This window comes from Paenibacillus sp. FSL R7-0333, assembly GCF_038000365.1.
GTDB lineage: Bacteria > Bacillota > Bacilli > Paenibacillales > Paenibacillaceae > Paenibacillus_AQ > Paenibacillus_AQ silagei.
Map to the genome: position 1 here is coordinate 6,023,436 of NZ_JBBOBZ010000001.1, position 13,801 is coordinate 6,037,236.

10 protein-coding genes are annotated in these 13,801 nt (G+C 55.2%); 5 read left to right on the forward strand and 5 right to left on the reverse strand.

Annotated elements, in window-relative coordinates:
• Nucleotides 1-355: 355 nt before the first annotated feature.
• Nucleotides 356-1,261: a lipoyl synthase gene (gene lipA, locus MKY86_RS25480; protein WP_076081545.1), complete on the reverse strand. Its 906-nt coding sequence runs from the start codon at nt 1,259-1,261 to the stop codon at nt 356-358.
• Between the two features lie 233 nt (nt 1,262-1,494).
• Between lipA and MKY86_RS25485 the strand changes: the two genes are divergently transcribed.
• Nucleotides 1,495-2,622 (forward strand): M23 family metallopeptidase, encoded by a 1,128-nt coding sequence (locus MKY86_RS25485; protein ID WP_076081543.1) that lies wholly within the window; start codon nt 1,495-1,497, stop codon nt 2,620-2,622.
• 60 nt (nt 2,623-2,682) lie between these two features.
• On the opposite strand, the gene MKY86_RS25490 is transcribed toward MKY86_RS25485, so the two are convergent.
• The gene (locus MKY86_RS25490; RefSeq protein ID WP_076081541.1) at nt 2,683-4,383 is read right to left on the reverse strand and encodes an alpha amylase N-terminal ig-like domain-containing protein; all 1,701 of its coding nucleotides are present in this window, start codon (nt 4,381-4,383) and stop codon (nt 2,683-2,685) included.
• Between the two features lie 116 nt (nt 4,384-4,499).
• On the opposite strand from MKY86_RS25490, the gene MKY86_RS25495 reads away from it, so the two are divergent.
• On the forward strand, nt 4,500-5,528 hold the full coding sequence (locus MKY86_RS25495; protein WP_076081539.1) for a LacI family DNA-binding transcriptional regulator: 1,029 nt from the start codon (nt 4,500-4,502) through the stop codon (nt 5,526-5,528).
• Between the two features lie 179 nt (nt 5,529-5,707).
• Here the strand turns inward: MKY86_RS25495 and MKY86_RS25500 are convergent, their stop codons facing one another.
• From MKY86_RS25500 to MKY86_RS25510, 3 genes are all read right to left on the reverse strand, one after another.
• Nucleotides 5,708-6,379 carry an alpha/beta hydrolase gene (locus tag MKY86_RS25500; RefSeq protein WP_076081537.1) on the reverse strand — a complete coding sequence of 224 codons (672 nt, stop codon included), beginning with the start codon at nt 6,377-6,379 and terminating at the stop codon, nt 5,708-5,710.
• Between the two features lie 83 nt (nt 6,380-6,462).
• Nucleotides 6,463-7,041 carry a hypothetical protein gene (locus MKY86_RS25505; RefSeq protein ID WP_036724879.1) on the reverse strand — a complete coding sequence of 193 codons (579 nt, stop codon included), beginning with the start codon at nt 7,039-7,041 and terminating at the stop codon, nt 6,463-6,465.
• Between the two features lie 23 nt (nt 7,042-7,064).
• Nucleotides 7,065-7,601, reverse strand: coding sequence for a hypothetical protein (locus MKY86_RS25510; RefSeq protein WP_076081535.1), 537 nt, complete (start codon nt 7,599-7,601; stop codon nt 7,065-7,067).
• 189 nt (nt 7,602-7,790) lie between these two features.
• Between MKY86_RS25510 and MKY86_RS25515 the strand changes: the two genes are divergently transcribed.
• The 3 genes from MKY86_RS25515 to MKY86_RS25525 all read left to right on the forward strand — a co-directional run bounded on the left by MKY86_RS25515 (nt 7,791) and on the right by MKY86_RS25525 (nt 13,687).
• A complete protein-coding gene (locus tag MKY86_RS25515; RefSeq protein WP_340827571.1) occupies nt 7,791-9,620 on the forward strand; it encodes a DUF6385 domain-containing protein in 1,830 nt (609 codons plus the stop codon).
• Between the two features lie 162 nt (nt 9,621-9,782).
• Complete coding sequence (locus MKY86_RS25520; RefSeq protein ID WP_076084987.1) at nt 9,783-11,855, forward strand: glycosyltransferase family 2 protein; 2,073 nt, start codon at nt 9,783-9,785, stop codon at nt 11,853-11,855.
• A complete protein-coding gene (locus MKY86_RS25525) occupies nt 11,852-13,687 on the forward strand; it encodes a tetratricopeptide repeat-containing glycosyltransferase family 2 protein (protein WP_076084990.1) in 1,836 nt (611 codons plus the stop codon). The genes MKY86_RS25520 and MKY86_RS25525 overlap by 4 nt, the downstream gene beginning before the upstream one ends.
• Nucleotides 13,688-13,801: the final 114 nt, after the last annotated feature.

Genomic DNA, 13,801 nt, shown 5'->3' on the forward strand with positions numbered 1-13,801 from the left:
GTTCTGATTTCCTCCATTTAACCGCTAAGCGGTTGAAATCAGAACACAGCTTATGCTTACGATGCAAGCTTTCCAGAGGAAAGCTCTCAGGCGGACGCTGCCGCTCCTACAATTTCAAAATCCCTCTCCATGACTCCATCAACGTGAAGGGGGTGCAAACGTCACCCAAGAACCTCGCCGGCTATCGCGGCATTGGTTCTTTCGACCCTTCAACCCCTTTTAAAAACAAACCTAAACCTTAAAACCTAAAAACATTAAAACCAAAACCTATCTACTGTGACTCCGTCACGCGGCAAACTTGTTTACACAAGTTTTTATAAAATCGAACCCAACGCAAATAGACTAAAAGACCTACCTATGCCTGTGAAACAGAACGCGCCTCACGGGCCACGGCAGCAGACTTCACCTGCTCATGGGCACGATAAGAGCTGCGCACCAGCGGGCCGGCCTCCACATGGCTGAAGCCGCGCTTCAGGCCCTCTTCCTTCAGCACCGCGAACTCCTCCGGCGGATAGTATTTCTCCACATTCAGATGCTTCGGCGAAGGCTGAAGATATTGTCCTAATGTCAATATATCACAATCTACAGCTCTAAGGTCATCCATCGCCTGCAGAATCTCATCCCACTGCTCACCGACGCCAAGCATAATACTCGATTTGGTCGGAATCTCCGGCTTCATCTCCTTCGCCCGGCGCAGCAGCTCCAGGGAACGGCGGTACTTGGCTCTGGCCCGGACACGGTCTGACATCCGCTCCACGGTCTCGATATTGTGATTGAGGATATCCGGATTGCTGTTCATCACGGTCTCCAGGCTCGCGCGTTCCCCCAGGAAATCAGGAATCAGCACTTCAATGCTGCATAGAGGAAGGCGCTTACGGATCGCAGACACCGTCTCGGCAAAAATCGCCGCACCCCCATCCTTCAGATCATCGCGGGCCACGCTCGTAACCACACAATGCTTAAGCTGCATGCCTTCGGCAGCCTCTGCCACACGTTCCGGCTCCAGCAGGTCCAGCTCGGTCGGCAGGCCTGTATTCACCGCACAGAAGCGGCAAGCGCGCGTACAAATATCCCCCAGAATCATGAAGGTCGCCGTGCGGTTAGCCCAGCATTCATAAATATTCGGGCAGCGTGCTTCCTCGCATACGGTATGTAACGTCTTCGAGCGCATCATACCCTTGATTTCCTGATATTCCTCACCGGTGGTTAACTTGATTTTGATCCAGTCTGGCTTGGGCTGTTTGGCTGTTCGATTAGTCAAAGTGATGAGACCCCGCTTTCGATCTGAATGTCATGTCAATTTATTTCACAGTCAAAAGTTGCTGCCTCATATTATAGCATGTGAAGTAGTCCTTTGCCTGTTTTTGTGAACCTTGGAGCAGTCATGGATAAAAAAAGTCCTTTTGCTTCAATCTAAAGAAAAGCACCTGGCCCGAGTGCCGCTTCCGCAAACATATATGCAATTCATGCGCCCAAACGCAGGAGGATGAGATCATGCTGGCCTTAATAAAGAGCCCCTACACCCGCAGAACCTTGATGTGCATGTCTGCCGCCGCCCTGCTCTGGAGCGGCAGTCCTGCCGAAAGTGCCCAAGCTGCCCGTTCTTATAAAATTCCCGAACTGAGCTCGGGCAGTCCTGCTCCTGCTCCTGCTCCTGCTCCCGCAGACAGCAAAGAGACTGCCGCTGCTGACCGCAAGCAGCTCTTTGAGCAGATGGGCGCGGCAACCGGCATTCCTTGGTACCGCTTCGCTGCCATCGATCAGTACGAACGGTCCATCGCCAGGAAGAGCAAAAAAACAGCCGCCGCAGATAGCCCTTCTGCAGCGGCCAAGCCAAGGCTTACCGGAATTATGATTCCGGCGCCTGTATGGTCCGGCCCGCTGAACCCGGATCAGGACGATAAGCAACCGGACTCCATCCGCTTCTTCGGCGGCTTCGGGGTGGATGGATCAGGGGACGGCATCGCCGATCCCGAGAGCGATGCCGATGTGCTCTACAGCATGGCCCGCCACCTGCTCAAGTACGGGGATTCCGCTACGGATTTCAATATAGGGATCTGGGAGTATTATCATAACGGGCGGGCCGCCCAGCGCGTCTCCCAGTTCGCCAAGCTATATGAGCATTTCGGACGGCTGGACCTGTCCGGTAGTGCATTTCCGCTGCCAATCGGGACCAATTATGCCTACCGCAGCACTTGGGGAACCGGGCGGAGCTGGGGCGGCGCGCGCATTCACGAAGGCACGGATCTGTTCGCGCCGCATGGCTTGACGGTGCGCAGCACCTGCTTCGGCATTGTTGAGACCAAGGGCTGGAACCGCTACGGCGGATGGCGCATCGGTATCCGCGATATCGAGAACCGCTACCATTATTATGCCCACCTGATGGGATATGAGAAGTCCCTGCTGCGAGGGGATATTGTCACTCCGGGACAGACCATCGGCTGGGTGGGCAGCTCCGGCTATGGCAGCCCGGGCACACAGGGCAAGTTCCCGCCCCACCTGCATTATGGCATCTACCGTGACCGCGGCATTACGGAGTGGGCCTTCGATCCTTATCCGCTGCTCAAGCAATGGGAGAACAAGGAATTCCGGCTGCTGAGACTGAACAAAAAGAAGAAATAACACCTGCTTGCTGCGCCCCTCAGAGTCCATTACTCTTTAACCGTGGACAGAGGTTACAGGTTATTGCAGCATCAGACAGCCAAACGGCTCGATCTCCACAAGAAGCTTGCTTGAGCTGCGGAGGGTGAGTCCGCTTAACAGCTCAGTCAGCACTTTGGTGTCCGAACGGTAGGCGGGCAGCTCCAGATGGTAGCGGTTGGGGGAGTTATTGATAATTAGCCCCATCCGATCCTGCCCGCTGCGCCGGACATAGCCAAGGATCCCCCGCGTCTCATCTGTGAACCAGGGGCGGAAGGCCCCACGGCGCAGCACCTCATGCTCTGTTCTCAGCGAGATCAGCCGCTTGTACCAGTCCAGCAGTCCGGTATGCTGAGCCTGCTCCTCCCAGAGCATCGGCCGCCGGCAATGCGGGTCTGTAGCGCCTTCCATTCCAACCTCATCCCCGTAATAGATCATCGGCAGCCCAATATAAGTCATCTGGAAAAAGACAGCCAGCCGCATCCGGCTCATTGCCGTAGCTTCCCGGTCCCAGCCCCGGCCCCCCTCCTTGCAGGCGGTCAGGAAACGCAGCGTATCGTGGCTGCCCAGCAGCTGGAACATCGCTGAATTGGCCTGATCATTGTACAAGGCCTCCTGGTGCAGTAGCTGCTCCATGAACCGCGACGGCCCCGCAGACTGCGCTGCAAAAAACTCCAGCACCGCATCCCGCAGCAGGTAATTCATCCCGCCGTCGAACTGGTCTCCCCGCAGCCAGGGCCCGGAAGCATGCATAATCTCGCCGATCAGCAGCAGGTCCGGGAATTCCGCCTTCAGCTCCCGCCGCAGTCTTGTCCAGAAGGCCGGAGTCACCTCGTTAGCCACATCCAGTCTCCAGCCGTCGATCCCGGCTTCCCGCACCCAATACCTGGCAACGTCCATCATGTAATCCGCTACCTCGGGGTGATCCATATTCAGCTTCGGCATACTCGCCTCCGCCTTGGCGAAGGTCTCATAGCCGGGAGCCGTCTTAGTGCTGACCGGGAAGGAATGAATGAAGAACCAGTCCTTATAGCGTGAGGCCTCCCCATGCTCCAATACATCCCGGAAGGCAAAAAAGGTATCGCCGGAATGATTAAAGACCGCATCCAGCAGAACCTTCATTCCCAGCCGGTGAGCAGTCCCGACCAGCATCTTCAGATCCTCAAGCGTCCCGAATCCAGGGTCTACCTTATAGTAATCGGAAGTATTGTACTTATGCCCGGAAGGCGATTCAAAGATAGGCGTCATATAAATAGCAGTAATGCCAAGCTGCTGTAAGTAGGGAAGCTTGTCTGTAATACCTTGAAGTGTCCCTTGATGGTAGCTCTCGGGGTAAATCTGATAGACCACCGCGTCTGAACTCCAGGCAGGCAGCGCGATAGCCTGCGGGCGGTGAATATAGGCATATTGAAAGGCACCCGCCTGGTCCCTGTTCTCCGAGCTTCCCCGCTCCCCATACCATATGTATTCACCTGCGGGATTCCCGATGTGGAACAGATACCGGCATTTGCCAGTCTCGGCCGGAATAAGGGCTTCATGAATGTCATACGCTCCGGCACAGCCGATCCGCTCCATCTCTTGCGGAAGCTCATGGCCGGGTGAATCATAACGGTCAGCGTGGACAACCGTGCAGGACAAGGACTGTCCGCTCTGCACGAATAGTCTGAGTTTAAGCAGACGGGGGCCTGCCGGGAAGGCAAAAGGGTCCTCCGCTGTGTGATATACGAATAACCGGGTAAGCATACTATATAGTCTCCTTTTATGCCGCATAGAGCAGCCTCAGCAACTGTGTTATTATGACAGGTAGAACAAGGTTCGCCATTAGGGCGTACCATACCGTAAGGACGGGAGGGAAAGCTATGAAAGTTACTATTAAGGATATCGCCCAGGCAGCGGGTGTCGCCAAATCCACTGTATCCAAGGTCATGAACGACTCTCCCAAAATATCCGAGGAAACGAAGGCCAGGGTCCGGGACATCATCAAGCAGATGAACTATACCCCAAGCAGCATCGCCACCGGACTTGCCAGACAGAGCAGCAATACGATAGCTATCCTCATTGATATGTCCAAGGAAAGCGAGTTTCTCAATCAGTTCTTTTATAACATTATCGGCGGGGTGGAGAGCATCATTGGTCCTCTGAAATATGAGCTGACCATTGCCAATATCCAGCATGACCATGCGGAGGGGCATTTCCTGCAGAGGCTGGTGCTGAATAAGCGGGTGGACGGCATTATTGCCAACACCTCGGTGCTGACTCCTGAGCTGTGCGCGGAGCTGAACCGGCTTGAGTTCCCCTATATCTCCATCGGTGAGATCAACGCTCCGGGAATCTGGGTCGATTGCGACAATGAGCTGGGCGGATTCATGCTGACCCGGCATCTGCTGGACCAGGGCTACCCGTCTGTGGCCTTCATCGGCGGCGAGAAGGATGAGCCGCTCTTCCTGCGCCGTGCAGCCGGCTATCAGCGGGCACTCAGCGAGGCGGGAATGGCTGTGCAGAGCGACTGGATCATCAATGGCCGGGCGGCCCAGGAGGATGGCTATCAGGCAGCCAAGCAGCTCCTGCAAAGTGCGAATCCCCCCGGCTCCATCGTCTGCATGAGCAACTTCTCTGCTTACGGCGTGCTGCAGGCGGCTCGGAAATTGAATATCTCCATTCCTTCACAGCTGGGCATTGCCACGTTCGATGAATATCCCTTGTCCCCCTACACCACTCCTCCGCTGACTTCACTCGATATGGATACCTTCCAGCTCGGCGCATCCGCAGGACGATTATTAATGGACAAGCTGGATAACAAAGAAGCTGCCGTGAGCGGACAACTGCTGGAGCCGGAGTTGATTCCCCGGTTATCTTCCAAGCGAAGCGGCGGGGCTGCTGCGGAATAACTAACGGAATCACGCAATAACGGAATAGAAGAATAGCGGGAGGACGGTAATCATTCTTTTCAATAGGAAACCGGTTTCCTTAAGCTGAAAATACCACGCCCCCTCCTCAATGTCAACGTATAATCATAGAAGCAGCGACAGACCGAAGAACCCTTTCCAGCCCTGGAAGGGTTCTTCGTCTACCCGGAATCGCCGGCGCGGCGGATAAACCGGAGCACTTCATCCATCATGGCGGGACTCTCCGCGCTATGGCAGACCATATGTCCGCTTTGCTCCATAATCAGCACCTGTCTGCGTTCCGAGGGAATCGTCTGCCGGAGATAGTCCGCACTTTTGAATTTCACCAAATGATCCCGCCTGCCCTGTACAATCAAGGTCGGCACCTTCAGCTGCGGATAGACCTCGAAGCTCTCACGCACCAGCCGCTGGAACTCCCGCGTGGCTCTCATGGGTGTAGAACCCCATTTGCTGAGATAATTCCGGAGCATCTCCGGGCGGACCAGTGTGCGCAGAATCTCGGCCGGGTTGAGCGGATACACCGGGGTTGACAACAAGGTGAGCGACTGAATCCTGGAAGCATACTGAACGGATAGCCGAGATGCAATCAGCGCTCCGGTAGAGAAGCCGATCAGATGTACTTTGTCAGAGCTTGAGAATAGCTGCTTCAGCTCCTCCTCGGCGCTTAGCTGCCAGTCCCCCCGGCTTGAATGAAGCAGCTCCCTTCTGCCGCCTCCATGTCCATGCAGGGTAAACATTCTGGACACATAGCCGCTGCGCTCCAGAAACTGCGCAAGCGGAGAAATCTCGTATTCACCTCCGGTGAAGCCGTGTATAAACAGACAAGTCTCCATGCTTCCTCCTCCCCAATCCTCTATTTCATCCATTTATAGAAAAATAAACCTTTGTCACCCTCAAGTCAAGCGGCCACGGCCTGCTATCTCTCCCACCAGTTCAGGCTTAACGCAGATATAATCGTCCCGACTGCCGCGCTTGAGGAGCTTACGCTGATGCTGATGACATTGTTCGGAGGGACGATAATGCTGCCGGTAAAAGCCGGGTTGAACACTCCCGGCGCAATCTGAACATTCGCCAGCACAGTCCCCCCGGAAATAGCTGCGGTGGAGGACTGGACCGTCATGCTGCTTGCTGCCGCGCTGGCCAGATTATTATTTACCGGCGTCACCGTGGACGGCGAAGAAATTGTGCCTCCTTTGACAATGGTAAAGCTGCCAGAGATCGAGGTCAGCACCGAGGTGCCGCCGATACTGCCGCTGATCCGGGACAGATACAAGGTCCGGCCGCTGCCCGCAGGATTACTGATGCGGACCGAAATGACGGCCGAGAGAAGCGACAGCACGATCGTTGCCGAGTTCGAGGCATTCGCCGAGAATAATACGGCGGCCTGCGAAGCGCTGATCTCTGGCGGGGCACTGATATCCGGGGCACGGAAGGTGTTCGTCATTTCCACATAGACCGGCTGGTCATTGTCATTGATTACATAGTTGTTGGGCATGGTTCTTCTCCTCCTCTTCCGTACTAAAACTCCCACCAGCTGATGTTGCCTGTTGCCGCAGTACTCCCTGACGCAATGGTTACCGAGATCGTAAGAGAGTTGCCGGGAGGCAGGATAATCCTGCCATCCATATTAAGGATGACCGGACCTATGGCCAGCAGCATCGACATTAATGTTGCCGGAGAACCTGTAGGCGCAGCCGTTGCGGTCCGGGCAGTGCCGACGCTTGTGACCGAGCTCCCGAAATTATAGTTGACCGGAGTGACCGCCATGCCCCCCACCGTTGCATTACGCAGCAAGGTTAAGGTGACCGACGCTGTTCCCGTGCTTGCGATGATGCGGGAGATATACAAGGTACGTCCGCTGCCGCCGGGATTAGCTATCTGCAGGACAAGCGGGGTTGAAGTACCCACCGTGGAGGCAAAAGGAATCCCAAACAATAAACCTGACATCGCGGCTCCCGCTTCAGGCAGAGTATCGATCCCGGGTGCAATATAGGTGTTAATCTGCTCGGTATACAGCGGCTGGCTATTCTGATTAAATACAGTCTCATTCGGCATATTCTCACTCCTTCTGTCGGTCTAGCATATTTTCATAGTATGCGAAGCTGTCCGGCAGGTTGTTTGGCGGCTGCGTATTTTTGCAGGGCTAACCCAGTCATTCTCTTAAAAGCTCCATATCCTAATATCACACCATTCGAATGGTCCTGTCCAACTCATGCTTCTCTCTATTAACCCGGCAGCCTATACATGCTTATGGACCCAGACGACGGTTTGGGTCTTTTCATGAGCAGGCTGACGGCAGAAATCGCCCACAGAAAGGATGACTCCATTTTGCCAAATTTCAGTTCATTTCAGGCCAATCCGGATAATTTGCGCACACTTATTTTTGGCCGGGACCCCTCGACCCTGATCGACCGGCCGCTAACTACGGATACCAGCGGGAACCTGACCACCGTCATTTTGAACGGCACCATCTCTAGTATACTTGGCGCAACGATCACTGCTGGTACATTAACATCGGCTGGTACAGTAACCAACATCCTCGCTGGTACAATTACTAGCGTGCTTGGTGCGACTATTACTGCCGGTACATTAACATCTGCTGGTACAGTGACTAACCTGTTAGACGGTACGATTACTAGCGTTCTTGGTGCGACTATCACTGCTGGTACTCTATCATCCGCTGGTACGGTGACCAACCTCTTAGACGGTACGATTACTAGCGTGCTTGGTGCAACTATCACTGCTGGTACTTTAACATCTGCTGGTACGGTGACCAACCTCTTAGACGGTACGATTACTAGCGTGCTTGGTGCAACTATCACTGCTGGTACTTTAACATCCGCTGGTACAGTGACCAACCTCTTAGACGGTACGATTACTAGCGTGCTTGGTGCAACGATCACTGCTGGTACTTTAACATCCGCTGGTACGGTGACCAACCTCTTAGACGGTACGATTACTAGCGTGCTTGGCGCGACTATCACTGCTGGTACTCTATCATCCGCTGGTACAGTAACCAACATCCTTGCTGGTACGATTACTAGCGTGCTTGGTGCGACTATCACTGCTGGTACTCTATCATCTGCTGGTACAGTGACTAACCTGTTGGATGGTACCATTACTAGCGTGCTTGGTGCGACTATCACTGCTGGTACTCTATCATCCGCTGGTACAGTAACCAACATCCTTGCTGGTACGATTACTAGCGTGCTTGGTGCGACTATCACTGCTGGTACTCTATCATCTGCTGGTACAGTGACTAACCTGTTGGATGGTACCATTACTAGCGTGCTTGGTGCGACTATCACTGCTGGTACTCTATCATCCGCTGGTACAGTAACCAACATCCTTGCTGGTACGATTACTAGCGTGCTTGGTGCGACTATCACTGCTGGTACTCTATCATCTGCTGGTACAGTGACTAACCTGTTGGATGGTACCATTACTAGCGTGCTTGGTGCGACTATCACTGCTGGTACTCTATCATCCGCTGGTACAGTAACCAACATCCTTGCTGGTACGATTACTAGCGTGCTTGGTGCGACTATCACTGCTGGTACTCTATCATCTGCTGGTACAGTGACTAACCTGTTGGATGGTACCATTACTAGCGTGCTTGGTGCGACTATCACTGCTGGTACTCTATCATCCGCTGGTACAGTAACCAACATCCTTGCTGGTACGATTACTAGCGTGCTTGGTGCGACTATCACTGCTGGTACGCTGAGCAGCGTAACGTCTATTTCCCAGCGCAGCTTCATTGAGCTGCCTACAACGGCAATTGCAACCTCGGATACCTATACGCCGCTGCCGGCCAACAATACCAGTGTCCTTGGCACCTATTCCTACTTCATTGTGAATACCGGAGCCAATCCGGTGAATACACGGGTCGAGATCAGTGCAGACGGAACCAACTATTTCGTCGATACGACCGGAGACAATCCGCTGCCAGCAGGTTCTGTAGACGTTATTGTGCCTGCCCGGTTCCTGAAATACACCCGCCTCTCCTATCAATCCGCCACGCCGGGTGCGGCTTCTACGCTTAATGTTATTTTTGATGCACAAGGAACGTAAGCATAATTTCCGTCATACGATGCAGGAGCCAAGAGTGCATGGATACCCATGTACTCTTGGCTGTGCGTTATTCCGCATCTACATAAGACGGCAGCAACGCATATACATTCTTATTTTTGCAGAATACCCGGAGGAATTAAGGCCCGCGAAGGAGGAACGATCTTGAATCAATCTGCCAAACCTACACTAGGAGTACAGCTCATAGTCAACAATGAAGCCGAGCTGCTCCCACGTTGCCTAGCTAGTCTGCAGGGCGCCGATGAAATCATCGTGGTCGATACCGGCTCCACGGACCAGTCCGTGGAAATCGCCCGGAGATACGGGGCAACGGTCATTGAAGCCCAGTGGAACCACCATTTCTCAGACGCACGCAATACCGGTCTCTCCCATGCGGCCAGCAGTTGGATACTGGTCCTGGATGCAGATGAAATCCTTCAGACTTCCATAGATTCAATCAAGGAGATTCTCGGAGGCAGCACAGCCGAAGCGTACACGGTGCGCATAGAGAACCTGCTGGGTAGCAGGCCCGAGGATCGTCTGTATCACCATCCTGTGCGGCTGTTCCGGGGTGGGCAGGGCTATCTTTTCTGCGGGAGAATTCACGAAAGTGTAGAGTCCTCTATTCTCACAAAACATGGATCCGCCTCCATTGAGGCCAGTCCAATAGAGATTCTTCACTTCGGCTACCTGCCCCCGGTTATGAGCGCCAAGCATAAAATCAGCCGCAACGAGCACCTGCTGCGGCTTGCGCTTGCGGAAGAGCCTGACGATGTGTTCAGCCGTTATAATCTGGCAGTCACCTGCTGTCAGGACGGACGGCTGGAGGAAGCCGGGGAACTGCTGCGCCAGAGTCTTACCCTCGCTCCGCTGCAGGCCTCTTACCGTCCCTCAATCATTCGCGATCTGTGCAAAATCGATCTGGCCGCCGGTCATGTGAAAGCGGTCGACAGCCTGCTGACCCGCGAGCTGACACGTTATGGAGATTATCCCGACCTGCATTACATGCAGGGCCAGTCCTGGGAGAGCCAAGGATTCTATGAGCGCGCCGTCCAGTCTTACCAGCATGCCATAGGTACCTCGTCTGCCCCAGCTCCGCGCAGAGCATACGTCACCGAACAGGGCATGGACAGCTTCCGCCCGCTGCACCGGATGGGAGTCATCTTCCAGCAGCGCGGGAAGCAGAAGGAAGCCGCGCAGCTGTTCCATCGTGCGCTTCAGCAGCACTCCCTGTATCTCCCCGCTTTGGAGGGGATCGCTGCTGCTTTTCAGGAGCTGGAGGTGCCGGAGGGAGAGATCGCCGCACTCTTGATACAGCTGACCGGCACAGCACAGCGTGCTGCCAGAACCGCAATTATCGGTACTTTATATCAGCTGGGCGCTTATAAGGCAATTGCAGAGCTGCCGTCCGCGGTCTGGCCGCTGGAAGAGGACACCTTGCTGTTCCTGCTGTCTTCCTGGATCATTACCGGAAAATATCATTCGTTCAGGAAGACAGCCGCCAAGCTGCGGGCCGGCAATCTACAGCTCTCAGCCGGAGGATTGGACACAGAAACGGTGCGGCAGCTATGGCTCCTTGAAGCCATGCTGACATGGGAACTGGGCGAGAAGCTGCAAGAGGAGTTGTGGCAGCAATCACCTGCGGAGGTGCGTTCCGCATTGCTGGAGATCGACGCAAGGTTGTCGTCCGATGCTGCCGTGCAGCAAGCGGAGTTCGCCGCCTTCGGGGAATCCCCTCTGCTTGCCGAGGTCATCCGGCTTGCTGTGAAGCACCAGTTCATCGCCCTGGGCAAGCGGCTGGTTGAACGCTTCCCGGCACATACAAGCACTCTGGCAGAAGCGCTCTATGAGGAAGGCTGGCGTGCAGAGGCGGGGGAACTGTTCATTGGCCTTGCAGGCAGCAAGGAAGCTTCAGGGGCAACCCTGCGATATCTCGGAGAACTTCTCATAGATAAAGGGCATTATGCGGAAGCTGCCAGCTGGTACCGGCTTGCCTTGGGGGAATCCCCTGCAGACGATGCAGTTAGCACCGGACTAGCGCTCTGTTATCTGCATCTGGCGGAGCAGCGTCTCGCAGAAGCTGTAGAACGTCTCCAGGGGGTGGGACAGCCGGTTCAGGGTCCGCTTCAGGAGGACAGGGCAGCGGTTGCCCAATCCATCTCTGTGCTGCGCTGCACCCCCTGGCATACGAAGTGGAATTACACGCAGCGGCAGAGAGGAGCGGATCTGAGCTTATGACCACGAAACCGCAACAACCGCTGATTTCCTTGTGCATGATCGTCAAAAATGAAGCCGACAACCTGGCCCGCTGTCTGCGGAGTGTACGCGGAGCGGTGGATGAAATTATCATTGTAGACACCGGCTCTACCGACACCACCTGTTCTATTGCCCGCAGCTTCGGTGCCCGGATTATCGATTATCCGTGGAACGGGGATTTTGCCGCCGCACGCAATGCCGGTCTGGCCCTGGCACGCGGCACCTGGATTCTGGTGCTGGATGCAGACGAGGAGCTGGAGCCGGGGAGCCGGGATGAGCTGCTGGTGTGCGCGAAGCATACGGAGTATGAGGCTTTTTTTGTGCGGATTCATAATCATCAGGGGACAGAGCGTGCTTCGCAGACGCTTACGGTTAACCCGATCCTCCGAATGTTCAAGAACCGCCCGAATTATCGCTTCAGCGGCATTATTCATGAGCAGATTGCGGCTGTCATTGTGCAGGAGACTCCGGATGCCGCGATGCATATGGGCACCGTCATTGTCCATCACTACGGCTATGCCGCCGGGGTCGTGGAGCGAAAAGATAAAATCAGCCGTAATCTCGGATTGCTAAAGCAGCAGCTGGAGGAGAGTCCTGGAGATGCTTTTCAGCATTTCAATCTGGCGGTTGAGTATATGCGGCTTGGCGATTACGGGCAGGCGCTGGAGCATATCGGCACCTCGCTGAACCTGGCCGAGCCGGGGACCAGCTATATTCACCTGCTCTATAAATACAAAGCCCGCTGCCTGGCGGTAACCGGCGATTACCCGGGTGCGCTGGAGGCGTGCGGGCAGGGAAGCTCGCTCTTCCCGGACTATCCCGATCTTCACCATCTCAAAGGTGCGCTGCTGCTGCAGGTCTCAGCCTTAGCCGAAGCCAAGGCTGCGCTGCGCAGGGCACTGCAGATCGGTGCCTCACCTCCCCTCTACCATACGGAATCCGGGATAGGCACATATCTCACCCACACGCTGTTGGGGCAGGTCTGCCAGCAGATCGGCGAAGACCATGAAGCGGCAGCCTGCTTCACCAGGGCAGCCCAGCTCCAGCCGGACCCCTGGCCGCTGATCCCCCGGCTCACGCGCCTGTTCAAATGCACAGGCCGCGAACCTGAGCTTCACGGCTGGCTGGCCGGTCAGCTGCCCGGCATCCTGACGGAGCAGCGCCAGGAGCTACTGCGCCTGCTGGTAAGGGATGGCTGTTACACAGCGGCTGCTGATATGCTTGAGGGCGGTGCGGGGTCTGGTGTGGTGGATGCTGCGGTGCAAGATGCGGGGAAGGTAGATGGTATGATGCAGAGTGCCGGTGAGATCGATAGCGTGATGCAAGGTGCGGGTGAGCTGGATGCTACGGCGCAGAGTGCGGGGGAGAACGATAGCGTGATGCAAGATGCGGGAGCGGTGGATGCTACGGCGCAGAGTGCGGATGAGATCGATAGCGTGATGCAAGATGCGGGAGTGGTGGATGCTACGGCGCAGAGTGCTGGTGAGATCGATGCTGGGGTAGGTGCTGGAGCGGTAGATGATGCAGCGCTTGAGGTGCCGCCTAGCGCTGATTTGTTGAAGCTGTTGCAGCGGGCGGAAGCAGCTTCCGCAGCTGAGCTGAGCTACGATGATATCACCGGGCTGCTAAATCATCCTGCAGTTAACCCGGCGGACGGGAACACCTCACTCCCCTTATCTGCTATTGCTGCGGCTGTGCAGCCCTTGATTCTTTTAGCTGACAAGGTTCTGGCTACGCTCGTAACTTCGGCAATATATTCACCGGCGGCTGCGGCTGCGCGTCTCACTCTTCCGCTTCCCAGATCAACCGATTAGTATGTCATCAGATGATCGGAGTTGCGATAAGCCTTAATTGTATTTGGTACAACTAAAACGCCTGATTGCTCGCCAATTTCCGGTTTAGTTGTACTTCGTACATTTAAACATCCG

Coding starts and splice junctions, on each gene's coding strand:
- MKY86_RS25485 (WP_076081543.1), top strand. CDS start 1,495: ATGCTGGCCTTAATAAAGAGCCCCTACACCCGCAGAACCTTGATGTGC.
- MKY86_RS25490 (WP_076081541.1), bottom strand. CDS start 4,383: ATGCTTACCCGGTTATTCGTATATCACACAGCGGAGGACCCTTTTGCC.
- MKY86_RS25495 (WP_076081539.1), top strand. CDS start 4,500: ATGAAAGTTACTATTAAGGATATCGCCCAGGCAGCGGGTGTCGCCAAA.
- MKY86_RS25500 (WP_076081537.1), bottom strand. CDS start 6,379: ATGGAGACTTGTCTGTTTATACACGGCTTCACCGGAGGTGAATACGAG.
- MKY86_RS25505 (WP_036724879.1), bottom strand. CDS start 7,041: ATGCCCAACAACTATGTAATCAATGACAATGACCAGCCGGTCTATGTG.
- MKY86_RS25510 (WP_076081535.1), bottom strand. CDS start 7,601: ATGCCGAATGAGACTGTATTTAATCAGAATAGCCAGCCGCTGTATACC.
- MKY86_RS25515 (WP_340827571.1), top strand. CDS start 7,791: ATGCTTATGGACCCAGACGACGGTTTGGGTCTTTTCATGAGCAGGCTG.
- MKY86_RS25525 (WP_076084990.1), top strand. CDS start 11,852: ATGACCACGAAACCGCAACAACCGCTGATTTCCTTGTGCATGATCGTC.